Genomic DNA, 26,340 nt, shown 5'->3' on the forward strand with positions numbered 1-26,340 from the left:
AATCCGTTTTCGCGCGGCCTACACTGCGCGCGCGATCTCCATGAGCGACCCGGCGGACGCTGCGCTGTCGAAGCGCCACAGCGCGTCGATCAGCGGTTGCGGCTGGACGCCCGATCCGCCAAAAGCCGCCAGTTCGCGCAGCTTCGCCGCCAGTTCGACATCCGCGAGCGGTGCGGCGAGACTGCCACGCGACGCATGAATGCGGCGAGACACCGTCTCGGACGAACGCAGGACGACGCTGACTTGCGCCGACTCGACCGGCCACGAAGCGTCATCGAAGAAGTGCACCTTGGTTGCGAATGACTTTGAACGCGGATCGTCTACCGCACGATCGCTGAACTCCGCGAGACTCGCCTTTCCCGTCGCCAGCGCCATGGCGACAGCGTGCTGGGCGCTGACCTGCGACTCGCGTCCCGAGCGGACATCGGGGCGATCCGTGCGCTCTCGCAGCAACGGATGTCCGGTGATCTCGACGCGTTCGATATCGTCGAAAGCCCATTGCGCGCTGCGGTTCAGATCCAGGCACGCGTCGATGACCGGATTGAGCACGACACCGCACGGATAAGGCTTATAAGTATTCGATGACAGCGCCCAGACGACGCCCAGATCGGTGGTCAATGCGGCGAGGTCGGGCTGCGTCGCCGCGACCGACAGGAAGCCGCGAACGCCTTCGAGCGGCGCATCAGGTCCGGAGAAGTCATCCGCCGCGAGCAACGCGGACAGGAGCCCATTGCGGGCCGCATTCCCCACGCTGATGCTCTTCGACATGGTGCCGAGCGTTTCGACCAGGCCGCCCGCTTGCGCCGACGCATTGCCTATTGCCCAGACGATCTGCTGTGCGCTGAGTCCCATCGCTTTGGCGGCGGCTGCGGCGGCGCCGAACACGCCGCACGTCGATGTGATGTGCCAGCCGCGCTGATAATGTTCCGGCGAAATGGCATTGCCAATCCGGCACTCGACCTCCACGCCCACTACGAATGCGAGCAGCAGCGCTTCACCCGGGATCGGCATCGTTTCGGCGAGCGCGAAGAGCGCGGCGGCGACGGGCGCGGTCGGATGGATGATCGTGGGAATGTGGGTATCGTCGAAGTCGAACACGTTGGCGCTCATGGCATTGAGCGCGGCCGCGTTCAGCATGTCCATCCGTTCGCTGCGTCCAACGATGCTCGCCGTCTTGTTCGCGCTGAAGCGCTCGTACAGCGACGCGGCTTTCTCGACCGCCGGGTCATGGCATCCCGCGAGCGCGACCGCCATGTAGTTGACGAGCGAGCGCTTCGCCTCATGCCTGACAGCAGGCGGAATGTCTTGCCACGACGTCTTCGATACCCAGTCGGCGATGACCCGGGTCACGCCTTTGCCGGCTGCTTTAATGTGTTCGCTCATTTTGCGGTTGCCGTGCGGCCTTCGACAACATTGTCCGGAGTCGCCGTCACATCCGAAGCAATGGCTTCGAGCGACCGGTTTTTCGTCTCCGGTCCAAGCAAGCCGACGATGATCGCTTGCAGTAGCAACGTGCCGACAATCAGCGTCAGAACGCCCGCAATGCCAAAGCCAGTGAATGCCCCTGCTACTGCATAAGGCACGCCGATACTCGTTGCACGTCCCACCGTATTGGCCAGCCCCGAGCCGCGCAGCCTGAGCTCGGTCGGAAACAGTTCAGGCACGTAAGTCGCCACGCTGAACGACGACAGGACATAGATACAGCACGTGATCGCAAAGCCCATTGCGGTGATGGCGACCGCGGATTGCGCGAACGGATATACCACGCCAAACCCTGCGCATATCAGCGAAAAGATCACGATGCCCCACTTGCGCCCGACTTTTTCCGCAAGTGCAAACGCGATCAACGAACCGATCGGACCGCCTGCGAACATGATTGCCGTGATGCCGAGCGAGTTCGATATCGAGTGTCCCTGCTTCACGAGAAAGGTCGGTATCCAGCTGACGAAGGCGTAGTTCACGGTAAATAACGCGACCAACACCGTGATCCCGGTGATCGTACGCGTCAGCATCCGCTGGGAAAAGAGATCGCCGAACCGGCCGGTATCGCCGGTATTGTTCAAATCAGGTTGCTGCGCAGCCGCGGCCATGGACGCGTTCGAATCCACGTTGCATGCCGTCTCGATCCGCGAGACGATTTCGTTCGCCTCTTGCGTGCGATTGCGTACCGCGAGCCAGCGCGGCGACTCGGGCATCGACTTGCGCAGGAACCACACGAACAGCGCGCCGCATCCTGCAATGGCGAACATCCAGCGCCAGCCATAATGCGGGACGATCAGCCAACCCAGGAACGTCGACAGGAACAGCGACGTATTGATGATCAGATTGAGGATGGTGCCGAAGCGGCCGCGCCATTTACTCGGAATGAATTCGCTGAGCGTGCCGTATCCCACGACGATTTCCGCGCCCATGCCGAGTCCCATGATGAGACGAAAAAAGATCAGCCAATAAATCGATGGCGCCAGCGCCGCCGCTATGGAAGCAAAGCCGTAGATGCCGAGGTTGAACTGATAGCAGAAGCGCCGTCCGAATCGATCGCCGAGCACACCGGACATCCATGCACCCACCATCATGCCGATGAAGGTCACTGACACGAACAAGGCGTTCAGCTTCAGCGTCGATTCGCCGCTGTGAATCATGGCCGCCAACACGGTGCCGGCAATGTAGATGTCGAACGAGTCGAAATACATCCCTGCCGCAATCAGTCCGAGGAGCCGCCAGTGGTAGCCGCTCAGCGGCAGACCGTCCAGCCGGCGTCCGATAGTTGCTGCGTTTTGCATGCCACTGTCTCCTTCCGCGCTCATCATGGGACGCTTTTGAGTTTCGTGATAGCGGTAACACGGCTCGATTATATGCTTGTCATACAATCCGTCAATCCGTGAACGCGCGTAAATGCGCTTCGACGTCCATCGTTCAGGTTGCTAGCCAGCCTCCTTCGACCGGCAACATCGCGCCCGTAATCTGGCTGCCTGCTGCACTACATAGAAAGACGACCAGGTCGGCGACGTGCGCGGCATCCACGAAGCTTCCGGTAGGCTGCTTTCCTACGAGAAACTCAGTGGTCGCCGACTCGCGATCGATACTTTTGGTTTCCATCAGCGCGCGAATCCTGTGCTCGCTCGTCGGCGTGTGAACTGCACCGGGACAAATGGCATTGCACGTAATGCCTTGCCCTGTGGTCTCCGCAGCGACGGCCCGGGTCAATCCGAGTAACGCGGATTTCGTGGTCACATAGTCGATGCGGTTGATCGTGCCGCGCATTCCGTAAACCGATGTCATATTGAAGATACGTCCCCAGCCCCGCTCGCGCATGCCGGGAAGAGTCAGACGAACGGTGTGAAATGCCGCGCTGAGATTGACGGCAAGCGCCTGATCCCATTTATCGACGGGAAACGATTCGACCGGCGCAAAGTGGCGTACCACGGCGTTGTTGATCAGGATATCGATGGGCGCGGCGCGGGCTACCGTCTCTGAAATCAGGCGCCCGACTGCGCCGGCATCGCCTAGATCAGCCTGAATGTAATGGGTTTCCCGGTCGTGCCGTGCTTCGAATGCGGCGCGGGCGGATTCCGCCTCTGCAGCCGACTCGACGCCGTGCAGGACAACTTGAACGCCGGCAGCCGCAAGCGCGTCGGCCATCGCCAGCCCTAATCCATGCGACGAACCCGTCACGAGGGCCGTTTTCCCTTTCATTTGACTATCTCCCTCTCGTTCTATTCACGCTCGCAGCAGAGCGACTCTAAAGTCACGCCGCAATCAATCTATGTGAGCGCTACCATAAACGAGAAAATCCGCCGATGCAATGCGGACAATCGAGGAAAATTAAAAGCGCCCCGCAGAACGCGAGGCGCAAATGATGGATCCGGCACATTGGACAACGGGGCTACATAAGGAACTACGGGCACGACGACCGCTTCAGGTGCTTTCGCGCTGGATGATTTCGAAGCCGAGATCAAGCCGTGTGGAAACTGCGGCGTCCTTGCTGTCCAGTCTCTGCAAAAGCGCTTCGGCGCTGCGCCGCCCAATTTCAAGGCGCGGCAAATTCAGGCACGTTACGCGCGGAACCGTGTGCTTCAGTATGTCCAGATCATCGAATCCGGCAATTGCAATGCGCTCGGGAACCTTCCAGGCGCGACGCTGCGCCTCGAATAGCGCACCGATCGCCAGCACGTCGCCCGCGAAGAAGATCGCATCGACCGCCGGCGAGCGCTGCACGATGTCGACCAGCGCGTGCGCGCCTGATGTCAACCCGCCTTCGACCTCGCGCACCAGTGCCGGATTGGGTTCCCGTCCAAGTTGCGAAAGCGCGGCGTGATAGCCCTTGAGACGATCGCGTGCGCGCAAATTGTTCTTGGTCTTCAGGCAGACGAATCCAATCGACTTGTAACCTCGGCCGGCGAGATACAAGGTCATTTCTTTAGACGCGTTGAAGTTCGAGTAGCTGATTGCCATGTCCAGCGGATGCTCGGCGAGGTCACCTGTTTCGATGACCGGAATGCCCGACTGCTTGATTATCTGTGCCGTGCGCGGCGTGTGAACCGTGTTGTGCAGGACCAGCGCGCAGACCCGTTGCGCCAGGAAAGCGTCGATCAACGCTTCCTCTTCATCGAGCGAATAGCCGCTGTCCGCCAGTAGCAAGTGGACGCCGGCGGTGCGCAGCACGTCGGCGCAGCCCTTGACCGTGGCTGAATAAAGTGAGTTCTGGATACTGGGGACGATCTGCCCGACGACATTCGAGCGTGCCGACGCCAGGCTGGCCGCAATGTTATTGGGCACATATCCGACACGACGAACCGTATCGAGCACGAGCTTGCGGGTTTCGTCCGATAATTTCGCCGGCTCGTTCAGCGCACGCGACACGGTCATCAGCGAGACATTGGCCGCCTTGGCCACGTCGATCATCCGTACCGCATTGCTGCCGAAGCGGGACTTGCTCACAGTCGTCCCGGCTTTCCCTTCCACACCAAGGCTCAAGCGCTTTTTCACTCGTTCGTTCCGCTATTCATTTCAATGCGGAATTGTAGCGCACGGCCGCTGCCGGCCGATCTCCGGATGCACATGGATCGTTGCGAAGAAGCGCACACCCGCGCAACACAAATGACGCTCGTATTGCTATGATAGCGCTCGCATAGATCTATATCTGGAGACAGCCGAAATGACAAATGCCATTGAAAACTACAAGATTTACGCGATCAAATACGCACACCACGATCGTCCGGCGCGAGACAATTTCATTGGTGGCGATCCGCACGACGACAATATGCCCCTCGATTATTTCGTCTGGGCGGTCGTTGGCGAGAGCCGTACTTTCCTGGTCGATACAGGCTTCGACCCAAAGGACGGCGCTGCGCGTGGCCGCATGACCACACGCTCCGTGCAAGATGGTCTTGGTGCGATCGGCATCCGCACCGATTCCGTCGAGGACGTGATCATTACGCATATGCACTACGACCACGCGGGCAACCGGACGCTGTTCCCCAAGGCCCGGTATCACGTGCAGGATCGTGAAATGGCTTACTGCACGGGCCGCTGCATGTGCCACGCGCCGCTCAGTCATCCGTTCGACGCGGAGGACGTCAAGTCGATGGTCGGCCGCATCTTCGAAGGAAACGTGCAGTTCCACGATGGCACTTCGCATGTCGCGCCTGGAATCAGCCTTCATCTGGTGGGCGGACATACCAATGGCCTGCAAGTTATTCGCGTGCACACGGAACGCGGCTGGGTCGTGCTGGCGTCGGACGCATCGCATCTCTACGCGAACATGGAGCAGGATCGGCCGTTCCCGGCGGTCTACAACGTGGGTGACATGCTCGAGGGGTATCGGCGAGTGCACGAATTGGCTGATTCGCCGCAACATGTGATTCCAGGCCACGATCCCGCCGTGTTAGCGCGTTTCCCGGCGCACAGCAACGAAACCGCTGACTGGATTGCGCGCCTGGATATCGGGCCGCGCTGACAAGCTGAAGCGCCGTAATCCGCCTGGGCATGTGATGCTATTTGCATCGCTGCGATGCCGTGTGGTGATCTTCCGCCGCAGTTCAAGCGGAGGCGCCGCATGTTAGCCGCTAACATAGATACGACCACGCCCATCAGAGGCAAGCGCGAAATGATGAGACCGCATCGCTAAGTTGCGTAAGACATCGGCTTGTTGGTCGTGATTAAACGCGCAATTTTTGCCGCGATAGCTGCGCAGCTTTCGCCTCGAGCGGGGCACCTTGTTCCTCGATCGCCTCAAGGGACTGCGAGCGTGTCTCAATGCCAAATACAAGCACCACGAGCGCCTGGACCACCAGCAAAGCAGCAACGCTGAAGGCGACGTATCGAATGCCGCCCGTGCTGTACAGCAGCAGCGTGATACCAGGTGCGCAAAACGAAGCGATCCGTCCAAGGACGGCGCAAAAGCCGTTACCCCGAAGCCGGTAGCGCGTTCCGAACAACTCGGGAATGTAACAGGCAACAGCCAGCGCAACGATCGCGTACAAGCAGCAAAACAGCAGGAAGCCCATTATTGCAGCCATCATCGGCGAGCTTGAAAGCGCATAGCTGACGCCCATGGCCGCGCCGATTATCGATGCAATCGCGATGCACTTGCGGCGTCCGAAGCGGTCGGTGCAGATGAGGCCAATACCCGCGCCTATCGGGCCACCCAGCGACATCACCATGCTGTACCCAAGCGACGAGGACAGGCTGAGGCCCTGTTTCAGCAAGAAGGTCGGCACCCAGGTGACAAAGCTGTAAATGGCGATGCCGATGACAATTGATATGGTCGATCCGACCAGCGTGCGAGTCCAGACCTCGCGGGAAAACAGCACCGAAAGCGGCGGCGTGGGTTCCAGATCCGGAGGCGTGGCCGCCTGCATTGGCGCCCGATAACCCTTGCCATGCACTTCTTCCTCGATCCGCGTCACGATCAGATCGGCCTCTTCCAGCCGGCCTTCGCTCGCAAGCCATCGGGGCGACTCCGGCATCGACTTGCGCGCAACCCAGACAAGCAACGCGCCCGCGCCGGAAACGAAAAACATGGAGCGCCAGGTCCACAACGGGATCAGGAAATATCCCGCGAGCGACGACACGAACAAGGCGCTGTTGGTCACCAGCGCGAGCAATGCGGAATAACGTCCGCGCTGCTTCGGCGGCGTCATCTCGATCAGGGTCGAATATCCCACGACGATCTCCGCGCCGAGCCCGATACCCATTACGAGCCGGAAGGCGATGAGCCACGACATCGAGGGCGCCAGTCCCGCAGCCAGCGACGCAAGACCGAACACGAGGAGGTTTGCCTGATACGTGAAGCGTCGACCGAAACGATCGCCGAGCATGCCCGCCAGCGTCCCGCCGATCGCCATGCCGATGAACGTAGCCGATATGAAATAGCCGTTGAGCTGCAGGTTCGACATGCCGCTATGGACGAGCGCGCCGAGCACGGAGCCGGCAAGCGTGATGTCGAAGCTGTCGAAGAACATGCCTGCCGCAATGAGCCACAACATGCGCCGGTGAAAACCGCTGAGCGGCAGCGCGTCGAGGCGCAAGCCAATGGATGCCGGGGATGCCATGTTGTCTCCAGTTTGTTTTTCTGTTGTGTCGCGTCGTTGTGCGTGACGTCAGCGCGTCTCAGTCCTTGCGCTGAAAATGCTCGTTTTTTAAGGCTCTGTCTCCGGAATGCCGATAGCAAATCACGCGCGGAAAGTTCAGGCAGCGGTGACCGGCGATGCCGTCGGCGTCCATTCGCGCAGTTGCATGCCCATGAGCGCCGCCTGACGCTTTTCGTACGAATCGAACGCGGGCGAGCGAGCGCTGCCGCGCAAACCGCCGCGCACCGCGCCGGCGCGTATGTCGCCGAAATATTCCAGCCAGTTTTCCGGCAGCGGTTGCGCATTCGGAATGGACAGCCACAAGCGCAGCAGATGACGCTTCATGTCCGGCTCTTCATAGTCCTCGAAACCTGTTCGGGAATGGATCGTGACGTAGTTGTTCAGCAGTTGCAGATCGCCACGCTCGAGCGACATTGAAAAGCAGAATCGCGGATCGGTCATCGTTTCATCCAGCAGATCCAGCGCGTCGGTCTGAAGGGTCGAAAGACGCGGCACGTCGTCGAAATCGCGTTGCGCCGCGACGATATTCTTACGATTCGTGCGCATGGCAAAGTGATCCGGCTGATTGCCGATGATCGGGCAGCAATAATAGGGCGGCTGAGACGGATCCTGAGCGCCCTGATAACTGAAGTAGCACGGTCCGCGCAACGCGTTTGCGAGCTCGGGATGCCGGCGCTGCATTTCGTCGAATACGGCGATCGAGCTGACGACCTTGCTCTCGCCGCCCTGTTTCGCCGCTCGACGGCATAGCAGTCCGACCACGTCGCACGAGTCCATATGGAAGTCGAGCGATGCGTTTGTGTTGTAGCCCCGGCCGTTCGTGGTCTTGTACGCGGACCCTACGTCGCGGACATCGTTAAGAATGTCGCTCGCGCGGTTCTGCGTTCGCGCCACGCCAATGTGCAGCCCCATTCCCCAGTATGCAAGACGGGTATCGTCCTCGCTCCAGCGGTCCACGGGAAAGCCTTTGAGCAGACACATCCCCCAGCGTCCCTGGGCTGTATCGACTGCGCGTTGCAACGCGTTGCGAGATGCGGCGGGCAACGGAAAATCGTCGGGGGTCATGGCCAGGAGGTCGCGGCCAAGCGTTTTTGCATGCGCGAGCGCAACGTCGAATCCGGCCACTTCGTCCGCGCTGAGATGCTGCATCCAGGATGTATCGGCGGTTGCTTCGGCTGCGAGCCACGGCATGGGTTTGAGGCTGTTCATTGCTGTGATGTCTCCGGCTGTCTGATTTGTCGGCAGCGTGGTGAGGTGAAATCCGGGATGGAATCCGCTGCATATCTTGAAAAAAGTATAGGCTCGGCGGATAGTCAATAAAAGTGACTTTATTTCACTCCTTAGATAAGAGTTTTTGATGAAACTTGAGGCGTTCGAAACACTTGGTGCGGTGCTCACCGAAGGCTCGTTTGCGGCTGCCGCGGCCACGATGAACCTCACGCCGAGCGCGGTGAGCATGCAGATGAAGCATCTTGAACAGTATCTCGGGCAGCCCCTATTCAGGCGTGCCGGCTTGCGTGTGCAGCCGACCGCAATGGCGCATCAGGTAATCGCCGCGATGCGCGAAGGCCTGCAACAAATCGATGTACTGAGGCGCCGCAACACGGTCGTTGTAGAAGGAACGATCCGGCTCGGTCTGATTGAATCGATCCAGCCCATGCTGCTGCCCGGGACCATGCGCGTGCTTAGGGACACCCATCCGCGGCTCTTGTTGAGACCGCAGCGGGGGCGAAGCGCGGGCCTGACCGCCGACGTTAAGGCAGGTGTGCTCGACGCAGCAGTGGTCGCGCAGCCCGAGAAGGGAAGAGTTGCCGGACTAACCTGGTATCCGCTATTGAAGCGGGAACTTGTGCTGATCGCGCCGCCTGATGCCAGACCGGCAACCGTGCATGAATATCTCAGGCATTACGACTGGATTCGCTACGATCGCCAGACAACAACGGGAGCAATGGGCGCGCGTCATGTTCGCGAAGTGATGGCTGAGAAGCGCAGCGCGCTCGAACTGGACAGCGTGACTGCGATTGTCGCAATGGTGAGCGCCGGGCTTGGCGTGTCCGTGCTGCAGGTGGTAGATCCGCGTGTCTGCGAGCAGTACCCTGTAAGAACGATCCGTCTCGGCGCAACGCCGCCAACCTTGCAGTTGTCAGTGGTGACTCGCAAGGACGATGCGGATAGCCGGCTGTTGGTGGCCGTACGTGAAGCGCTGAGCCTTGCGTTGAAGAGTACAAGGCCATAGGCGCAAAGTAGTAATGTTGTGTCTTAGCGAAATATCGACAACCGCCTCTAAAATTGCTTGAGATATTCCACAGCTAATCCAAAGGAAACCTTACTGATTGCAAATCAGCTCGTTGATTGGCGCCCAAAATCTTCAACCCTTAGCGGCCGCAGTGCGCCAGAAAACCCTGGGCTTCCATTTGATTTTAACGCCGAGAACACCGGCCATGATCATCGCGATACCGACCCATTGCGTTCCGGTCAGAGTGTGATGGTAGACCAGGTAATCGAATGCTATTGCGGAAAGAGGATAGATAAATGAAAGAATTGCGATCCCGCTTACGCTCAATTTCCGGTACGCGGAAAAAACCAGGCAATACAAGAAAAACGTATGCACCACGCCCAGAACGCTGACATAGCCCCATTGCCAAGCCGTTATCGGAAGGCTGGAAAAATCAACGAACGGCAGCACGATAAACACACCAACGAACGTCTGCATCATCACAACGAAAGCCGGCGGGACATCTGCGATTTTTTTCGAAATGAGCACAGTGCATGCGTAAAGTACCGACGCCGCCAACGTTAGCGCTGTGCCAGCCACGTCGTTCGCATTCACAGAATGAAATGTGCCGGGTAGAGCGACAGCGACAGTCAGACCTAAGAACGCGATTGCAGTCCAGGCCAAATCTGCGATGGACAGTCGTTGACGAAAAAACAGCGCTCCGCCCAATAGCACCAGGAACGGGTTGACGTGATATACGGTTGTCGCAAAACCGATGCTTATCAGCGGGTAGGCTTTGAAGAGCAACAGCCAGTTGATGACGATAAAAATGCCCGACACGCACACAGGGAACAGAACGCGTCTCGTGAACAGTTCGCGACGCAGTATGCCCCGCAATCCGCAATACGGAAGCAGGCATAAGAAGGCAATCGCGCATCGGAAAAACACCACATTCGCAGGCGACTGGCCGGACATCGTGACGAAGACGCCTATCGATCCCGACAGCGACATGGCAACGATCAATTGCAGTACGCCAACGTGTTTATTCATTCCCGCTCGCTCATATCGCTTTGCAGCAATCTACATCGTCGTGTACAAGCGGCCCAACGAATAAACCTGATGGCATCATTCGCGCGGCCAATAAGCCAGTTGGTTTAAGGCTACAAGCCCGTCATGGCGCATGACACGTAAATGAGCATTAGAAGTAAGTCGTACTAATGCGAACGTAATAGCGCAACCTTTTAGCACCCCTTTTGGTCGATGAGCCTGCCTCGAATCTCCTTGACCTTCAGCCTGATCAGGATCGATTGTCCCGGCGGCATCGGTTAGGCCGTTTAGCCGGAAGCACCTGATTCACGCTTCGAATATCCCTGATCAAGAGTTTTCATTAGCGCTTGGCTGCCTAAGACGTGACACTTTTCCTGCGAAAAGCGTGCAGCAACGCTAAAGGTTTTTTCCTTTCGTTTTGCTTTCTCGTGGCGCGGCCATCTGCCGCCCTCGTTCTCACACGCTGGAGCCTGAGAGTACGAAGTAAATAAAACAGCAAAGCTCTGTCTTCCTTGCACCCTGGTCTAGCTCAATGGGCTAGCCGGGGTGCCTGGACGGACGGATTCCAGGTATCCATTGCCTGATTCTTTGTCGAACATGACGGAGAAAACCATGCGGCGACGATCACGCTGGTAGTGCTGCCAAGATTTCGCGATCAATAAAAACCACAACGGTGCTTGGCCGCTGCGGAACGCACGCGTCTACGTATAAATCCGCGGGCTTTATTCCATATTGCGGGGCCCTTCCTTTATTTTCCGGCGATTATTCGCGCATGCCCGATATTCGGTAAGAAAATGGCGTCTCGCGGCCGCTAGCCAGAGCCGACACAACTTCGATAGGCGTTATCTTCAAAACCGATCTAAAAGGTCAAGTTTATTGTCGTCGGATTTAATTTGTCTTACGTGATTTAATGGAATTTGATAATCATTTACTAAACGTTGATCAGTCAGTCTAAAATAGGCGGTAACATAAAGAATTCGACTTTCTTGCGCATTCTCAGAGCATATCCAACTGCCACGTTTTGCGTTGCCTGGCTATTGAGCGTCGCCCTGCTCCTGGATAGCGAGAAAATGCGTTGAAGGATTGGCCGCCGACTAACACCGCTTGCAGCAATAGGGTGTCAAGAGGCACGTTAGCGTTATAGGGAGTATCAGTTGAAGCCTCAAGACTTCGATCTTGACCTTGTGCGAGCTTTTCTGGCCGTGTCGGAAACGCGCAATTTTACTCAGGCAGCGACGCGTCTTCATCGAACGCAGTCAGCGGTCAGTATGAAGATCAAGCGCCTCGAAGAGATTATCGGTGAGCGTCTGTTCGAGCGCGACACCACCGCGGTGACGCTGACTGCCGTGGGCGAAAGGTTTATTGGCATCGCGCACCGGCTCGTACAGGCGCACGAAGATGCGTTCTTCGCGCTTCAGCACAACCTGGCGATCGGCAAACTGACGCTGGCTACCTCCGAGACGTTCGCGTCGTGCCTGCTGCCGCCGGTGCTCGCGAAGATCGATACGGCGTTTCCGAACATCGCCATGGAAATCCGTTGCGGGCACAGCTGGAAGATGTTGGAATCCATGGAGACGGAAGACATCGACCTGGTTGTCGCAACGAAATATCCGGCACGCTGCGACGGCGTGTTGCTCGCCCGGGAGCGTCTGATGTGGGTGTGCAAGAAGGACAGCCCGGTCTACCGGCAGGCAACGGTGCCTCTTGCAGTCTTTCCGGACGGATGCCTGTATCGCCGCGCAGGGCTTGCCGCGCTCGACGCGCACAAGAAAAACTGGCGGATCGCTTACACCAGTCTCAACCATGAAGGCCTGCTCGCAGCTGTCGACGCAGGGAGCGCGGTGTCCATCATGATCGAGAGCGCCGTGAACAACCGGCACCGCGTGTTGACGCCAGCCGACGGTTTTCCTGCGCTCGCTTCGACCGAGATTGAACTGTACGCACGCCGTTCGGACATTTCGCCGGTTGCACGCAGTGTCTTGGATATCATTCGCAGTCATTTCGCGAATCGTACGAGTGATCAGGATCACACGACGATGCAAAATATTTCATCGGCCGAAGCGGTCAGCTAGCGCCAAGTCGCCGCCGCAATTTATTCAGCGGCGGCGTGTCTCATTCGCCTGCAAGTGCTTGACCAGAAGACAGGGATCTCGCTAGCGCGAACATCCCTAAGATCCGAAAAACATTCGAAGCGACCGAGCTTTAATTCGTCATCCGAACTTTTCTTTCAGGGACGAACCTTCGATATCCCATCGAATACATGAAAAATTGCGGTGTGCAGTCCCCAGAATTCTTGATAAGGAGGCCAGCGAGTATCGCCATTTGCGATATCGTTTTCACGCGCAAAGGCCGCCTCAGTCCACTGGAGCGTCGCAGGGTTACGATGATGGAAATCGTGCTGAGACAAGTCGCCCGGCAAGATCACAAGCCTTGTTGGCAAGTGATAAAAAAGATGCTCCAGCGACCATATCATCCAGTCGATCGAGAAGGTCAGCCTGCTTTTAGCGCCCCGCTGTGGTGTTCGACGTCCGCAAAATCGGCCCCAAGAATGCGTGGCGTGAATGTATTTGGGCTGGGTGAGATCCTTAGGTGCCGCGAACCACGCATGCTCGCTGATGAATTCGAGGAGCACGCTATTTTGGTAAATGACCGTCACCGGCACGATGATCGCGAAGATGCCTGCGCTCGTCGGTTGTGAACCAAGGGCGGCCGCAAAAATCGCCGACCAAAGAATGATGCCGACACAACGTGCTTTCCACGAAAGGCCTAGAAACAAGCTTCGAAGTCGACTCCATAGGAATATCCCATGGAACCGCGGTGAGATCATCGCAACGAAGAGTCGCACCCAAAGCGACCTGATTGATAACCCAGGCCTAAAGCCGGCGCGAAGCAGGAACTCGCCCGCCGGATCATGTAAAGACGAGAAGATGGCGTGATGATGATGACGTCTGAAATGTTCATCGTGATAGTGCTTGGCAGACTGTGTGAGCGTCAGGATGGCCATGCAGTTGGCAACGGCCATATCCACTCCGATATTGCCGGTGAACCGCCGGTGGATGCACTGATGTGCAACCGTGCTGACCATTCGTCTCGCACCATTGACCGCGAGCACCCACCCTAAAAATAGCGCTGTAATACACCATGCGCCGTGCAACCGTCCGGCGCCCGTTGCAAGCGCCAGACCCGCGACGTAAGTAAGGACAGCCCAGACTGCATACGCGAATGGCGTCAACTTCAGAATCGCCTTTTCTCCGCAGTCGGGCTTTCCGGTCAACCATGTCCAGAATCTCGAAGTCCATATGGGAAACACACGGTAGCTCGCACGCGTAGTTGGCACCTCAACGTCCTCGCCCGATATCGAACTGATCGCCCATCCTTCGTTCGTCTCGCAGGAATCCAATGTACCACTCGGTCTTTGTTTGCAAGGACCGTTTCCCGGACCGTTCCGCGATAACGGCTAACCAGTCGAAGAAATCAGCAACCTTCGCATTCCGAAAGAAATGGACTTTCGAAAGAAGGCCTACTGCTTGATAAAGGTTTGATTCCGTCAGTGAGGCTGCAAGCGAACTCAACTCTTGATCGAACGAGTCCCCAAGTGGCGGGCGTTGAACGAACTGAGGCTCAATTTTGTAATCCGCGCTTGGGAGGGACTTTCGGAAGGCAGCTTCAACCGATTCCCCGCACAGGTCGAAATCAAGACACAAGTTCAAGCGTCTTCCTGCCGAGTAGTTGATCGCAGAATGCAGATTCGATGCATCCAGAAACCAGATTTCGCCCGAACGCATATGAAATACCGATTCCGTATCGGAATGCAAACAGTTGAAATTAGTAAGCAGCGGAACGTGTATGCGAGTCCACGGCTGCGTATGGAATTCGACGAAGTCCCGGTGCGGTACTAAAACGCCGTCGCCTAAGGAATGGATCCGAGCCAGCTTTAGTCTCGACATGTCGAATTTCGAGCCGATCCATGCGTTCAAAACAGGAAGTAATAAACCGCGCTGCGTGGGCTTCGCAGGCAGCCCTCGGTCGACAACCATCCCATCGGTGTCTATGCCTGTTTGATTCAAGATAACAAAGCTCTTCCAGTCACCAACATGAAATTCGCTGTAGTCGCGATTGTCATCGGCGAACGTCAGCATGGTATGGAGTTCTTCAGGCGGCGTCGTGAAATTCGTTGTACCAATTATTTTGGAATTCATTGATTGGATTGAAATTTATTTACGGCGGCGGTTGGCCTGCGTCCTGCACCGGTCGCAACGCAATTTTGAAAAACTGACGAAAACGTCCCCTCGTGCCGACGTTCGGCACGAAGTGCTTTTGTGGCAACACGTCTTGGGAGTGAGCCGCTAAACCGGCGGCAAGGATCTAGTGGCTGCTGACAGCCGCCATCTCGCGGGCAACTGCGTTCCAGAACTCTTCGAAGAGTCGAAGATGCGTGTTGAAACCATGTGTCATGCGCTCCAAGGCACTCGCGTCAGATGCGAATTGCCGTGCAGCCGAGAGTGATTCGACTTTGTGTTCTTTCTCGGTCGCGCCAATATGAGCGTAGAAATATTCGCACGCCTCGTGGAACGCGTCTTCATCGTCCCAAAGATGCTTATAGATCAACGCTCCGTCGTAAAGCTTGCGAAGCATGGTGTACGCCTGCCACTCGAGAGCCAACTGCGCCCCGGCTGCCGTAGCGTTGTCGAGACCGTAAAGATGCTTCTCGCCGTCGATTAGGGCGTGCGTCTCTGGAAGAACGTCCAGTTCATTTGAAATAGACATCCAGTCAAGCCGCACATCGCGGCCAAATTTATGGCCGAGTTCGCTCAGCCATGCATCGAACAAAACGGAATGGACTTTCTCGGGATTTCCGTACCCCAACTCGGAATACAACGTCTTCGCATACTCGGCCTGCGCGGTCACGTTGCGCGTGCTGCTGATCATGACCGCCAGAACTTCTGGAAACGCCCGGTTGAACTCGCCGTAGTTCCGCGCGAAAACAGCGATCTGTCGCGGAGTCATCTGCTTGCTGGTCCACATCGCATAGAAGTCGTTATTTAGTGCGTTGCTCGAAAACGCAGAATGAGCCAGTGCTTCGACTTGGTCCGCGAACGTCTGCACAGGACGTGCGGATTCGCCTCGAACGCTGGTGCGATCAAGTGTCATTTTTTCCTTGTCTATCTAATAAAGTTGTTTACTTTCAATGACTTACACAACATTTGCAGTTTCCACTGCCTATGCTGTACCGCGCCAACGAATGATTCTGATAAGGCTGATCAGATCGGCGAATGACGACATTAATGAAGTAGCGGGCGGTAAACCGTGCGAAGTGCATCATTCGAAAGATGCTGGCGTGCGTTGAATGCGCGACCGAGCGAAAAGCTCCGATACGGCGATCGATCCGGCGCGCAAGATCGCGCTCGATGATGGCAGGATGCGTTAGACGCGCGGGCTTAAAGCGATGGATACTTTTGTATCCTTATCATCGAAGAATCGCAAGGTATGACTAAGCGCGGATGGCCGTGAGGTGTCGATTCACGCATTTGCCAAGCAATATAGTCTACGAAATCGACGAATGATAATCATCGGACTACGTACCAAATTCCGCGACAAAACCGTGAGCAAACAACCACATCACTCTTCCGGTGTATCGAGCGCGAGGACAGTCACGCCGACATCGACCCGATGCGACCCTCCCCCGAGAATCATTCCGCGCAACAATGACACGTCGCTATAGTCGCGCCCGATGGCAAGCGTCACATGCTCCAGATCCGCGAGCACGTCGTTGGTCGGATCGAGATCGATCCACCCGCTTCCGGGACAGAACACCGAAACCCACGCGTGCGATGCATCCGCGCCGATCAGCTTGACCTGCCCCGGCGGCGGATCGTTGCGCAGATAACCACTGACATACCGCGCCGGCACGCCGAGCGCCCGCATGCACCCGATCATCACCTGCGCGAAATCCTGGCAGACGCCACGACGCATCTCGAACGCGCGATGCGCCGGCGTGTCATATGACGTCGCGCTCGGTCGATACTCGAAGTCGGCGTGCACGCGATGCATCAAGTCGATTGCGCCCTCGGCGAGCGGACGTCCCGGCGAAAAACTCGCAGCCGCATACGCGCGCAACTCGGCGCTCAACCCCACGTTCGGCGACGCAAAACAGAACTCCGTCTCCGGCTGAAACGCAGCGCCCGCCTTGAAGCGCATGCTCGCCGCGACCGCATCCCACGCCGGCGTGGCTGCGGGATCGAGCGTGGCCCAGCGCGGGCTTAGTTCCACCGTGGTCTCGCTAACCAGTTGCAGCGAGCGGTGCGGCGTCTCGAGCGAAAAATACAGCAGCTCGTTGCCGAAGGTATCGACGCGGCTATTGATGAAAAGCGGCTGCGGCTCGATGCTCTCCTCATGCGCAAGCACCCGTTGCCACGGCAAATTCAGCGGCCGGATCGTGGCGAGATGTTGCGCCGTCGCGACCAGCGTGGAATAGCGGTACGTGGTCCGGTGCGTCACCGACAGCCGGGACGTTGCGTTGATCGACGTCATGACGACACCTGCAGCGCCTGCGTGTTGGCATGGCTGAAATAGCGCGCGCTGATCTCGTGGGCCGCGTCGCTCACGCGTTCGCCGAGTTCGTCGCAGGCGGCGATCAGCGCGTCGTACGTGCCGGCGCTATCGGCAATGCACAGCACTTCCAGCCCTCTCAGCGATTCCAGCAGGTCCGTCGCCCCGCCGAAATGGCCGTGACGCTCGCCGCCCGCCGCAATCGAGATCTCGACCAGCTTCTTGCATAACCGCCGATACACACCGTAAAGCCCGCGCGGATTGGTGGGCTCGACCACCAGCAGGTCGATCAGCGCGGGCACCTCGAATCGTCCCGGATAAAGCGAGCGATAGGTGAGCGTGCTATCGAAAAGCTGCAGCAGCAGGTCGAAGCCGCCAGGCGTCGCGATCTGACGATGCTCGGCAACCGTGCGCAGATACAGCGCCATGGTCGATACGCGCTCGATGTGCCGGCCGGCGAACACGAGCCGCCAGGCTTCGTCGCGCGTCATGCGGTCGCCTTGCGCGCCGCTGATGCCGAGCAATTGCGTCGCCAGGTTTTCGAGCGTGCGCGTGAGCAGTCCGCGATCGTAGCGCTCAACGCCCGGTGCAGGCTGCAAAGCTGCAATCGCGTCGCGGAAGTCATTGCGGGCAGCGAGGATCGTGCGCCAGTGGTCGGTCGAGAGCCGGCCGCGAATCTCGCTGCTGGCGCGCGTCTGGCTCGCAAGGTTCTGCCCCACGCTCGCGGCCGGCCCGTTCTCGCCGAGATTAGCAACGAGCACGCGCTCGAGCGTCTGCGCCGTGTGGCCGCGAACGGGCGTTCCGGCTGGCAGCAAGCCCGACTGCCACGCAAGGTCGACCATGGTGTCGAGCATGGCTTCGGAGTCGTTGCTTTCAAGCGATGACAGGATCACGCGCAACAGCCGCACGTTGTTTTCGGCACGCTCGCTGTAGCGGCCGGCCCAGAAGAGGTTCTCGGCGGCGCGGCTCGACACCGTGCGATGCTTGGTGACGAGATCGGCGGGCGTCATCGGCGTGGGGAGCAGGGAAAAGCTCGAAGCCGGTTTGCTCGACAACACCCAGGTATCGACGCTGCTGCTGCCGTACTGCATGGAAACGGATGGTTGCCGCTCGGCACCGAGGCGCGTGAAGCCGCCCGGCATCACCGACCAGCCGCCGTCAATATTGGCAATGGCATACACGCGCAGCACCGACGGCCGGCCGACGATCGTCCCTTCTTCATAGCGCGGCGCCTGCGAGCCGGGGAACAGTTCCTGGATGGTGTACGCGTCGGGCATGCTTTCAATGCGCGTTTTCCACTTGGCAAGCGGCTGCAAGCCGTCGCCAAAGCCGCGCGGGCTGCGGCCGTCCACTTCCACGCCTGGCCACGTGGGCAACACGAATGCTTCCTTGCGGCCTTTCAGGGCGGATTCGCACGCCGCCGCCTCGCCGCACCACCAGGTCGGCACGCTCGCCAGTTCCAGCCGCTCGCCAAGCAGCGCGTGCGAGATGGCGGGGAGAAAGCCGTGCAGCGCGGGCGATTCGACGAAGCCCGAACCCGGCACGTTCGACACCATCACGTTGCCCGCCCGCATCACCTGCAAAAGTCCCGGAACGCCGATATGCGAATCCGCCCGCAATTCGACCGGGTCGCAAAAGGCATCGTCCAGACGGCGCAGCAGCACATGTACGCGTTCGAGCCCGGCGAAGGTCTTGAGGAACAGCTTGTCGTCGCGCACGGTGAGGTCCTTGCCCTCGACCAGCGTCACGCCCAGATAGCGGGCGAGGAAAGCGTGCTCGAAGAAAGTCTCGCTGAACGGTCCCGGCGTGAGCAACGCGATGTGAGGCGAGCCGCGCTCCGCGCCCTCGCCCGACATCGTCGCGCGGCCGCCTTGCACGAGCGCCGCGATCAGGCGTGAATAGAAAGGCGCGAGACGCTCGACATGCAGCGCGCGAAACGCATCGGCGAATACACCCGAGACGATCAGCCGGTTCTCGAGCGCGTAGCCAAGGCCGGAAGGCGCCTCGGTGCGATGCGCCATCACCACCCATTCGCCGCTCGGTGCGCGCGCGAGATCCACCGCGACCAGTTGCAAATACCGTCCGCCCGGCGGCACGAAACCCTTGACGGAGCGCAAGTAGCCCGGATGGCCGAAGACGAGCGCCGGCGGCAGCAGCCCGTCGCGCAGCAACGTCTGCGTACCGTAAATATCGCCGACAACGCTGTTCAGCAACACCGCGCGCTGCCGGACCGCACGCTCGATTACCGCCCACTCGGTTTCGTCGATGAGAAACGGCAGCAAGTCGAGCGACCAGGGGCGTGGCTCGCCGTTGTCGGCATAAACGTTGTAGCTGATGTCGTTATCGCGGACTTGCCGGGCGATCGTCTCGACCGCGCGGTCGAAAGCGGTCACGCCTTCCTCGCCTGCCAGATCGAAGAAACGTTGCCAGGTCGGGCGCAACTGGCCCGATGCATCGCGCAGTTCGTCCCAGTGCCCTTCCCGCACCGGCAACGCGCGCAACGGCGACGAGACCTTCACGCGGGCGGCGGTTTCTTCGAAAGGGAGCGAGGATTGGACGGACAAGGCAGCCTGTTCTATTAGTGGATGGGCGGTCGTCTCAACGGCGGCGCAAGTCGAGCGTGAACGGGAACTCGAGGCTGCGCACGGCCGGTTCGACCGACATGCGGCCTGGCGTGTGCCCGGTCATGAAAAAGCGCGCGCGGCGCCGGCTCTCGGCCTCGTAGGCGTTGACCGGGAACGTGTCGTAGTTGCGCCCGCCCGGATGTGCCACATGATACCGGCATCCGCCGATCGAGCGATGGCTCCATGTATCGACGATATCGAAGGTGAGCGGCGCGTCCACGCCAATGGTCGGATGCAGCGCGGAAGGCTGCGCCCAGGCCCGGAAACGCACTGCCGCGACAAACTCGCTCATGCGCCCGGTCGGTTGCAGCGGCAGCGGCACGCCGTTGACGGTCACGATATGGCGGTTATCGTTGAGGCCGAGCACGCGCACTTCGAGCCTTTCCACCGATGAATCCACGTAGCGCACCGTGCCGCCGGGCGAGCCTTGCTCGCCCATTACGTGCCATGGTTCGAGCGCATTGCGCACCGTCAGTTCAATGCCATTGGTCTGCACCTCGCCGACCAGCGGGAAGCGGAATTCGAAGTGCGGCGCGAACCACGAAACGTCGAACGCATAGCCTGCTTCGTTCAGGTCGGCGATGACATCGTCGAAATCCATCTTGACGAAGCTGCCGAGCAGGAAGCGGTCATGCAGCTCCGTTCCCCAGCGCGTGAGCCGCGTGGCGTACGGCGTGTTCCAGAAACGGGCGACGAGCGCGCGCAGCAGCAGTTGCTGCACGAGGCTCATGCGCGCGTGCGGCGGCATCTCGAAGCCGCGCAGTTCGAGCAAGCCGAGCCGGCCGGTGGGTCCATCGGGCGAATACAGCTTGTCGATGCAGAACTCCGCCCGGTGCGTATTGCCGGTTACATCGATCAGCAGATTACGCAGCGTCCGGTCGATCAGCCACGGCGGCAGTTGCGCGCTGTCGCGCCCGCCCAGACGGTCGAGTTGATGCTGCAACTCGCTGAAGGCAATCTCGAGCTCGTAGAGCTGGTCGTTGCGCGCCTCGTCGACGCGTGGCGCCTGGCTCGTCGGCCCGATGAACAAGCCCGAGAACAGGTACGACAGCGAAGGATGGTTGATGAAGTACGCAATCAGGCTCGCGAGCAAGTCCGGGCGTCGCAGAAACGGGCTGTCGGCGGGCGTGGCGCCGCCGAGCACGAAGTGGTTGCCGCCGCCGGTGCCGGTGTGGCGGCCGTCGGTCATGAACTTTTCCGTGCTGAGGTAGGTTTCGTGAGCCGACTGGTAGAGGTACTCCGTGTGATCGACAAGCTGATCCCAGTTCGCCGCCGGATGGATGTTCACTTCGATCACGCCCGGGTCGGGCGTCACTTGCAGCATCTTGAGACGCGGGTCGCGCGGCGGCGGGTAGCCTTCGATCATCACCTTCATGTCGAGATCGGCGGCGGTTGCCTCGATCGCGGCGAGCAGGTCGAGATAGTCGTCGAGTTCGGTCAGCGGCGGCATGAAGACGTGCAGCAAGGTATTGCCGCTGCCGAATGCGCCGGTTTCCACCTTCGGTCCGGCAGCGCGCGCCGGGTCGCGCACTTCCACGCACAATGCCGTGCGCCGGATCCACGCCGCGGATTCGCCGCGCGCGGGAAGCCGCGCATCCGCGGCGGATGTACGCGCATCCGTGCCTGTGCCTGTGCCGGCGCCAGTTTCGGTGCCGGTTCCAGCATTGGCGTTGCCTTCGGCGTGATCCGCGCGTTCTGGCGATAACCCGCCGACAAGCGTTCCGCCGCCGTACTGCATGCGCAGTTCAGCCGCCGAGCGCAACGGCACGGGCGGCGCGAACGGGTCATGCGCATGCTGGTACGGATAATCGCCCGCGCTCACCCACGGCAGCGATTCGAGCGGCAACCGATAACCCATCGGCGAATCGCCTGGAATCAGGTACATGCGGTCATCGCGGAAAAACCAGGGGCCGCTCACCCACTTCGGCCCCTGCAACGGCACATCGCGTTCGCGTGAAATCGGCAGCACGTAGCCGGTGACGCTCGATAGACCCGCGTCGAAGACACGCCGCAGGCGCACGCGTTCGAGTTCGTCCTCCAGCTCCGACTTGAACGGATCGACGTTCACCGGCAAGCGGCGCTCGCGCCACAGGAAATAGAACGTGTCCTCGTAGCCCGGCTGGATATGCGCCGGGTTCAGCGCAAGCTTGTGCGTCAGGTGCGAGATGAAGCGATGCGCGTCCTCGGCGGTGTATCGGCCGGGATCGCGTTCATCGGCGAAACGCGCAGGGTCGGCCCAGATCGGCTCGCCGTCGGCGCGCCAGAAAAGCGACATCGCCCAGCGCGGCAACTGCTCGCCCGGATACCACTTGCCCTGCCCAAGGTGCAGAAACCCGCCGACGCCGTAGCGCGCGCGCAGTTTGTCCATGAGTCCGACCGCGTAGCCGCGTTTCGTGGGGCCGAGCGCGTCGGTGTTCCACTCGGGCGCGTCGCGATCGCTTACCGCGACGAACGTCGGCTCGCCGCCCATCGTGAGGCGCACGTCGCTATCGGCAAGCTGGCGGTCGACCTTGGCTCCCATCGCCTGCACGGCCGCCCATACGTCCTCGGTATAAGGCTTGGTGACGCGCGGCGTCTCCAGCACGCGCTGCACGCTCATCAGGTGCTCGAACTCGACCTCGCTCTCGTCAACGCCGCCCGAGATCGGCGCGGCGCTGCCCGGCTCCGGCGTGCACGCGACCGGGATATGGCCTTCGCCCGCGAGCAGCCCGGAAGTCGGGTCGAGCCCGATCCAGCCCGCGCCCGGCAGGTAGACCTCGCACCAGGCGTGCAGGTCGGTGAAGTCTTCGGACGCGCCGCTCGGGCCGTCGAGCGATTTCTGGTCGGCGGTCAGCTGAATCAGATAGCCGGACACAAAACGCGCCGCGAGGCCGAGCTGGCGCAAAGTCTCGACCAGCAGCCAGCCGGTGTCGCGACACGAGCCGAAAGCGCTTGCCAGCGTCTCCTCCGGCGTCTGCACGCCCGGCTCCATGCGGATCACGTAGCCAATCTGCTGTTGCAGCCGCTGATTGAGCGCGACCAAGAAATTGGCGGTGGCCATCGGCGTGCGGTCGATGCTCGCAACAAATGCTTCGAAGAGCGGCGTCATCGGCTTCTTGACGAGGTACGGCGCGAGTTCGGCGGCGAGATCGGACTCGTACGCGAACGGGAATTCCTCGGCATGCGGCTCGAGGAAGAAATCGAAGGGGTTATAAACCGCCATTTCGGCGACGAGATCGACCGTGATCTTGAACTCGCGCGTCTTCTCGGGAATGACGAGACGTGCCTGATAGTTGGAAAACGGGTCCTGCTGCCAATTGATGAAGTGATCCGCCGGTTCGACCCGCATGGAGTACGAGAGGATTGGCGTGCGGCAGTGCGGCGCGGGCCGCAGCCGGACGACCTGCGGGGAGAGCGCAACGAGGCGGTCATAACGGTAGTGCGTGACATGGTTCAACGCGACACGAATAGACACACCTGACTCCTGGACGAGATGAAAGCTGCATGAAGAAGAAGGACAGACAGATAACCGCAGACCGCGCCCGCACGATTGTACGTCGGGCAAATGAACGGACAATTTAGCTGCGCACGGAATTTCGCCCCATGTTTTAAGCACTTTCGCGACGCACCAAAATGGGTCGGCGAATCCCGCTGCAAGCCACGGCTGGCAAGCGAAATCCCGCGAAGCGGTGTGCGCCGGGAAAGGCACGTCAATTGCTCTACGGGCACATCCATGACCGAACCGTTATTTGTCCACTATGAAAACATTTCATTGCGATCGATGCCAGCAGCACGTCTTTTTCGAAAACGTGAAATGTGAGTCCTGCGCAGCGTTGCTGGGCTACGTTCCCGAGCTTTCGGAAGTCTGTGCATTCGAGCCGGCCGGCGACAATCTGTGGCGCAACCTGCATCCCGACGCCAACGGTGCATTGCACAAACAATGCAATAACTACGCGCTCGAGAATGTCTGCAACTGGATGTTGCCCGCCGATTCCACCGAATCACTTTGTTCCGCCTGTTCGCTGACTCATACCATTCCCAACCTGTCGCAGCCGGAGAACCGGGTCTACTGGTATCGACTGGAAACGGCCAAGCGGCGGCTGCTCTACGCATTGAGCGGCCTTGGATTGCGGGTCGATTCACGCCGGACCAATCCGGAAACGGGCCTGCAATTCGAGTTTCTCGAAGACGGCGGGGTTGGCGAAAAAGTTTTGACCGGTCACGATAACGGCTTGATCACGATGAACATCGCCGAAGCAGACGATGCCGCGCGCGAGCGCCTGCGCACCGAGATGCACGAGCCTTATCGCACGCTGCTGGGGCATTTCAGGCATGAGATCGGGCACTACTACTTCGACCGGCTGGTGACCGGGACGCACTGGGAGGAGCCGTTTCGCGAAAAATTCGGCGACGAGCGCGCGGACTACGCAGCAGCGCTACAGACCCACTATGCAGAAGGTCCGCCGGCCGACTGGGACCAGTCGTATGTGAGCGCGTACGCCACCACGCATCCGTGGGAAGACTGGGCCGAGACGTGGGCGCATTACTTGCACATTGTGGATACCATCGATACAGCGGCGGCGTGCGGTCTCGAATTGAACCCCGACGCGCGTAACGAGCCGACCTTGACGGAGAGCACGCCGATCGAAAACGTGAGTTTCGATAATCTGATGAAGCGCTGGTTTCCGCTGACCTATGCGTTAAACAGCCTGAACCGTAGTCTGGGTCTTGCCGATGCATATCCGTTCACGCTCGCGCCCGCGGTGATCGACAAGTTGCGCTTCGTGCACAAGGTGGTCGCGCAAGCCGGCACGCAACAGGACACGATGCCAAAACAAATCAGCGAGTCCGCTGGTTCCTGACGCTGGTCTTGGCCTTGGATCTCACGAGCGTGTTCCTGCGCTCTTCTTACATATTGCATCGCATACCTTATCAAGGTGAATCGGATGAAACTTCGCGTTGGTTACGAGCTGGTCTTCGAGTGTCCGCAGCCAACCCCGATGCTACTGATGCTCAATACGCACTTCTCGCGTTCGCAAGACATGGTGGTGCCGGATCACTTGCACGTCAATCCGGCGGTTCCGTTCCGGCAATACCACGATTCGTTCGGCAACTTGTGCACGCGGCTCACCGCACCGCCAGGGCCAATGACGTTGTCGTCGGAAGGCATCTTCGAGGTGCCGGCTTATCCGGAGATGCCCGAAAGCAACGGCTATCAGCATGCTATCGAGGAATTGCCCGATGAATGCATGCAGTTCCTGCTCGGCAGCCGATACTGCGAGACCGATTTGCTCTCGAACATCGCATGGCAAATGTTCGGACACCTGCCGTTCGGCCGCGCTCGCGTGCAGGCGATCTGCGACTTCGCGCACAATCATATTCGCTTCGACTACAACTGCGCGCGTCCGACAAAAACCGCCTACGAGGCTTATCAGGAAGGTGTCGGCGTGTGCCGCGACTTCGCCCATCTGGCCGTCGCCCTGTGCCGCGCGATGAATATTCCCGCGCGCTATTGCACCGGCTACATCAGCGACGTCGGCCTGCCGCCGCCTTATGCGCCGATGGACTTCTGTGCGTGGTTCGAAGCATATCTCGGCAATACCTGGCAGACCTTCGACCCGCGTAACAATGCGCCGCGCACAGGGCGATTGTTGATGGCGCGCGGGCGCGACGCCGCCGACGTCGCAATCAGCAACACGTTCGGCTCTTCGCTGCTGACTCGCTTCTTTGTGGTGTGTGAACCGCAATAGGACACGCGGCGCAGAACGCGTGGAACGTGGCTTGCGTCTCCTTCATATTCAACACAGCGTGTTCGAACGAACAGGAGTCAAGCAATGGAACCGATGAAGCCGATGGAACCCATGAAACCCATGGAGCCGATGAAACCGATGGAGCCTATGAAGCCGATGTCAGGCGGCGAGAAGTGGTGGCCCGACGACCTAGGGCATGCTGCATCGAGCGGATCGCAGAATGGCATGCGCTACGCGTTTTTCCCGGACTCGCGCCGCCTGCTGATAGAACGCGATGGCCAGCTATCCACCTATGACAGCGGCGATCACCGCATCAACGGCGTGTCACAGCAAAGCAGCCACGATCACTCACTCGCGTTCACGAGTCAGAACGGCACTGTCGATCTGTCCTCTTTGAAACAGATTCGATGATCTGATCGAAGAGGTTGAACGCAACAAGGACGTCCGTATCACCCGCACAGTGTTTTCGTCGTGCCGTTATCCTTGGCGCGACGAAATCTATCTCTTCCCATCGCTCAAATCCGCGCTCGTTGACGACCGTTCAGCGCGCGTGCGCCACCGTCGAATACGGCATAAAAAAGCCG

19 protein-coding genes are annotated in these 26,340 nt (G+C 59.5%); 6 read left to right on the plus strand and 13 right to left on the minus strand.

The window, feature by feature from the left end:
- Positions 1–18: 18 nt before the first annotated feature.
- The 4 genes from ASG35_RS11040 to ASG35_RS11055 form a co-directional block, all read right to left on the minus strand.
- Positions 19–1,383: an MmgE/PrpD family protein gene (locus tag ASG35_RS11040; protein ID WP_056356505.1), complete on the minus strand. Its 1,365-nt coding sequence runs from the start codon at positions 1,381–1,383 to the stop codon at positions 19–21.
- Positions 1,380–2,780, minus strand: coding sequence for an MFS transporter (locus tag ASG35_RS11045; protein WP_056357392.1), 1,401 nt, complete (start codon positions 2,778–2,780; stop codon positions 1,380–1,382). The genes ASG35_RS11040 and ASG35_RS11045 overlap by 4 nt, the downstream gene beginning before the upstream one ends.
- Before the next feature lie 133 nt (positions 2,781–2,913).
- Positions 2,914–3,693, minus strand: coding sequence for an SDR family NAD(P)-dependent oxidoreductase (locus ASG35_RS11050; RefSeq protein ID WP_056356507.1), 780 nt, complete (start codon positions 3,691–3,693; stop codon positions 2,914–2,916).
- A 222-nt stretch (positions 3,694–3,915) separates the two neighbouring features.
- Entirely contained in the window at positions 3,916–4,986 is a 1,071-nt protein-coding gene (locus ASG35_RS11055) for a LacI family DNA-binding transcriptional regulator (protein WP_056356509.1), read from the minus strand.
- A gap of 169 nt (positions 4,987–5,155) precedes the next feature.
- On the opposite strand from ASG35_RS11055, the gene ASG35_RS11060 reads away from it, so the two are divergent.
- Positions 5,156–5,956 carry an N-acyl homoserine lactonase family protein gene (locus ASG35_RS11060; protein ID WP_056356510.1) on the plus strand — a complete coding sequence of 267 codons (801 nt, stop codon included), beginning with the start codon at positions 5,156–5,158 and terminating at the stop codon, positions 5,954–5,956.
- Between the two features lie 202 nt (positions 5,957–6,158).
- On the opposite strand, the gene ASG35_RS11065 is transcribed toward ASG35_RS11060, so the two are convergent.
- Positions 6,159–7,553 carry an MFS transporter gene (locus ASG35_RS11065; protein ID WP_056356512.1) on the minus strand — a complete coding sequence of 465 codons (1,395 nt, stop codon included), beginning with the start codon at positions 7,551–7,553 and terminating at the stop codon, positions 6,159–6,161.
- A 135-nt stretch (positions 7,554–7,688) separates the two neighbouring features.
- Positions 7,689–8,801 carry a TauD/TfdA family dioxygenase gene (locus ASG35_RS11070; protein ID WP_056356515.1) on the minus strand — a complete coding sequence of 371 codons (1,113 nt, stop codon included), beginning with the start codon at positions 8,799–8,801 and terminating at the stop codon, positions 7,689–7,691.
- 148 nt (positions 8,802–8,949) lie between these two features.
- Here ASG35_RS11070 and ASG35_RS11075 point away from each other — a divergent pair, with 148 nt between their 5' ends.
- A complete protein-coding gene (locus ASG35_RS11075) occupies positions 8,950–9,828 on the plus strand; it encodes a LysR family transcriptional regulator (RefSeq protein WP_056356517.1) in 879 nt (292 codons plus the stop codon).
- Between the two features lie 132 nt (positions 9,829–9,960).
- Here the strand turns inward: ASG35_RS11075 and ASG35_RS11080 are convergent, their stop codons facing one another.
- Positions 9,961–10,857, minus strand: coding sequence for a DMT family transporter (locus ASG35_RS11080; RefSeq protein WP_056356520.1), 897 nt, complete (start codon positions 10,855–10,857; stop codon positions 9,961–9,963).
- 1,181 nt (positions 10,858–12,038) lie between these two features.
- Between ASG35_RS11080 and ASG35_RS11085 the strand changes: the two genes are divergently transcribed.
- On the plus strand, positions 12,039–12,926 hold the full coding sequence (locus tag ASG35_RS11085; RefSeq protein ID WP_268761119.1) for a LysR family transcriptional regulator: 888 nt from the start codon (positions 12,039–12,041) through the stop codon (positions 12,924–12,926).
- A 155-nt stretch (positions 12,927–13,081) separates the two neighbouring features.
- Here ASG35_RS11085 and ASG35_RS11090 read toward each other — a convergent pair whose 3' ends face one another.
- The 6 genes from ASG35_RS11090 to ASG35_RS11120 form a co-directional block, all read right to left on the minus strand.
- On the minus strand, positions 13,082–14,128 hold the full coding sequence (locus ASG35_RS11090) for a hypothetical protein (RefSeq protein WP_056356524.1): 1,047 nt from the start codon (positions 14,126–14,128) through the stop codon (positions 13,082–13,084).
- A gap of 64 nt (positions 14,129–14,192) precedes the next feature.
- Entirely contained in the window at positions 14,193–15,053 is an 861-nt protein-coding gene (locus tag ASG35_RS11095; RefSeq protein ID WP_082508319.1) for an aspartyl/asparaginyl beta-hydroxylase domain-containing protein, read from the minus strand.
- A gap of 166 nt (positions 15,054–15,219) precedes the next feature.
- Positions 15,220–16,005, minus strand: a complete 786-nt coding sequence (locus ASG35_RS11105; RefSeq protein WP_056356531.1) for an iron-containing redox enzyme family protein — start codon at positions 16,003–16,005, stop codon at positions 15,220–15,222.
- Positions 16,006–16,473: 468 nt separating this feature from the next.
- Entirely contained in the window at positions 16,474–17,385 is a 912-nt protein-coding gene (locus ASG35_RS11110) for a transglutaminase family protein (protein ID WP_056356532.1), read from the minus strand.
- Positions 17,382–19,967 (minus strand): circularly permuted type 2 ATP-grasp protein, encoded by a 2,586-nt coding sequence (locus ASG35_RS11115; RefSeq protein WP_056356534.1) that lies wholly within the window; start codon positions 19,965–19,967, stop codon positions 17,382–17,384. The genes ASG35_RS11110 and ASG35_RS11115 overlap by 4 nt, the downstream gene beginning before the upstream one ends.
- A 34-nt stretch (positions 19,968–20,001) precedes the next feature.
- A complete protein-coding gene (locus ASG35_RS11120; RefSeq protein WP_056356536.1) occupies positions 20,002–23,481 on the minus strand; it encodes a transglutaminase family protein in 3,480 nt (1,159 codons plus the stop codon).
- 283 nt (positions 23,482–23,764) lie between these two features.
- Between ASG35_RS11120 and ASG35_RS11125 the strand changes: the two genes are divergently transcribed.
- From ASG35_RS11125 to ASG35_RS11135, 3 genes are all read left to right on the plus strand, one after another.
- On the plus strand, positions 23,765–24,868 hold the full coding sequence (locus ASG35_RS11125) for a zinc-binding metallopeptidase family protein (RefSeq protein ID WP_056356538.1): 1,104 nt from the start codon (positions 23,765–23,767) through the stop codon (positions 24,866–24,868).
- A gap of 84 nt (positions 24,869–24,952) precedes the next feature.
- On the plus strand, positions 24,953–25,756 hold the full coding sequence (locus ASG35_RS11130) for a transglutaminase-like domain-containing protein (protein WP_056356540.1): 804 nt from the start codon (positions 24,953–24,955) through the stop codon (positions 25,754–25,756).
- Between the two features lie 84 nt (positions 25,757–25,840).
- Positions 25,841–26,167 carry a hypothetical protein gene (locus ASG35_RS11135; RefSeq protein ID WP_056356543.1) on the plus strand — a complete coding sequence of 109 codons (327 nt, stop codon included), beginning with the start codon at positions 25,841–25,843 and terminating at the stop codon, positions 26,165–26,167.
- The last annotated feature ends 173 nt before the right edge of the window (positions 26,168–26,340 follow it).

Origin of the sequence: Burkholderia sp. Leaf177 (assembly GCF_001424345.1) — a bacterium.
In the GTDB taxonomy this organism is placed as follows: Bacteria; Pseudomonadota; Gammaproteobacteria; order Burkholderiales; family Burkholderiaceae; genus Caballeronia.

Bases quoted from the DNA above. Each gene is read 5' to 3' on its own strand.
- ASG35_RS11050 (WP_056356507.1), bottom strand. From the start codon at position 3,693: ATGAAAGGGAAAACGGCCCTCGTGACGGGTTCGTCGCATGGATTAGGG.
- ASG35_RS11105 (WP_056356531.1), bottom strand. From the start codon at position 16,005: ATGACACTTGATCGCACCAGCGTTCGAGGCGAATCCGCACGTCCTGTG.
- ASG35_RS11040 (WP_056356505.1), bottom strand. From the start codon at position 1,383: ATGAGCGAACACATTAAAGCAGCCGGCAAAGGCGTGACCCGGGTCATC.
- ASG35_RS11065 (WP_056356512.1), bottom strand. From the start codon at position 7,553: ATGGCATCCCCGGCATCCATTGGCTTGCGCCTCGACGCGCTGCCGCTC.
- ASG35_RS11125 (WP_056356538.1), top strand. From the start codon at position 23,765: ATGAAAACATTTCATTGCGATCGATGCCAGCAGCACGTCTTTTTCGAA.
- ASG35_RS11075 (WP_056356517.1), top strand. From the start codon at position 8,950: ATGAAACTTGAGGCGTTCGAAACACTTGGTGCGGTGCTCACCGAAGGC.
- ASG35_RS11110 (WP_056356532.1), bottom strand. From the start codon at position 17,385: ATGACGTCGATCAACGCAACGTCCCGGCTGTCGGTGACGCACCGGACC.
- ASG35_RS11080 (WP_056356520.1), bottom strand. From the start codon at position 10,857: ATGAATAAACACGTTGGCGTACTGCAATTGATCGTTGCCATGTCGCTG.
- ASG35_RS11070 (WP_056356515.1), bottom strand. From the start codon at position 8,801: ATGAACAGCCTCAAACCCATGCCGTGGCTCGCAGCCGAAGCAACCGCC.
- ASG35_RS11135 (WP_056356543.1), top strand. From the start codon at position 25,841: ATGGAACCGATGAAGCCGATGGAACCCATGAAACCCATGGAGCCGATG.
- ASG35_RS11130 (WP_056356540.1), top strand. From the start codon at position 24,953: ATGAAACTTCGCGTTGGTTACGAGCTGGTCTTCGAGTGTCCGCAGCCA.
- ASG35_RS11045 (WP_056357392.1), bottom strand. From the start codon at position 2,780: ATGCAAAACGCAGCAACTATCGGACGCCGGCTGGACGGTCTGCCGCTG.
- ASG35_RS11095 (WP_082508319.1), bottom strand. From the start codon at position 15,053: ATGAATTCCAAAATAATTGGTACAACGAATTTCACGACGCCGCCTGAA.
- ASG35_RS11060 (WP_056356510.1), top strand. From the start codon at position 5,156: ATGACAAATGCCATTGAAAACTACAAGATTTACGCGATCAAATACGCA.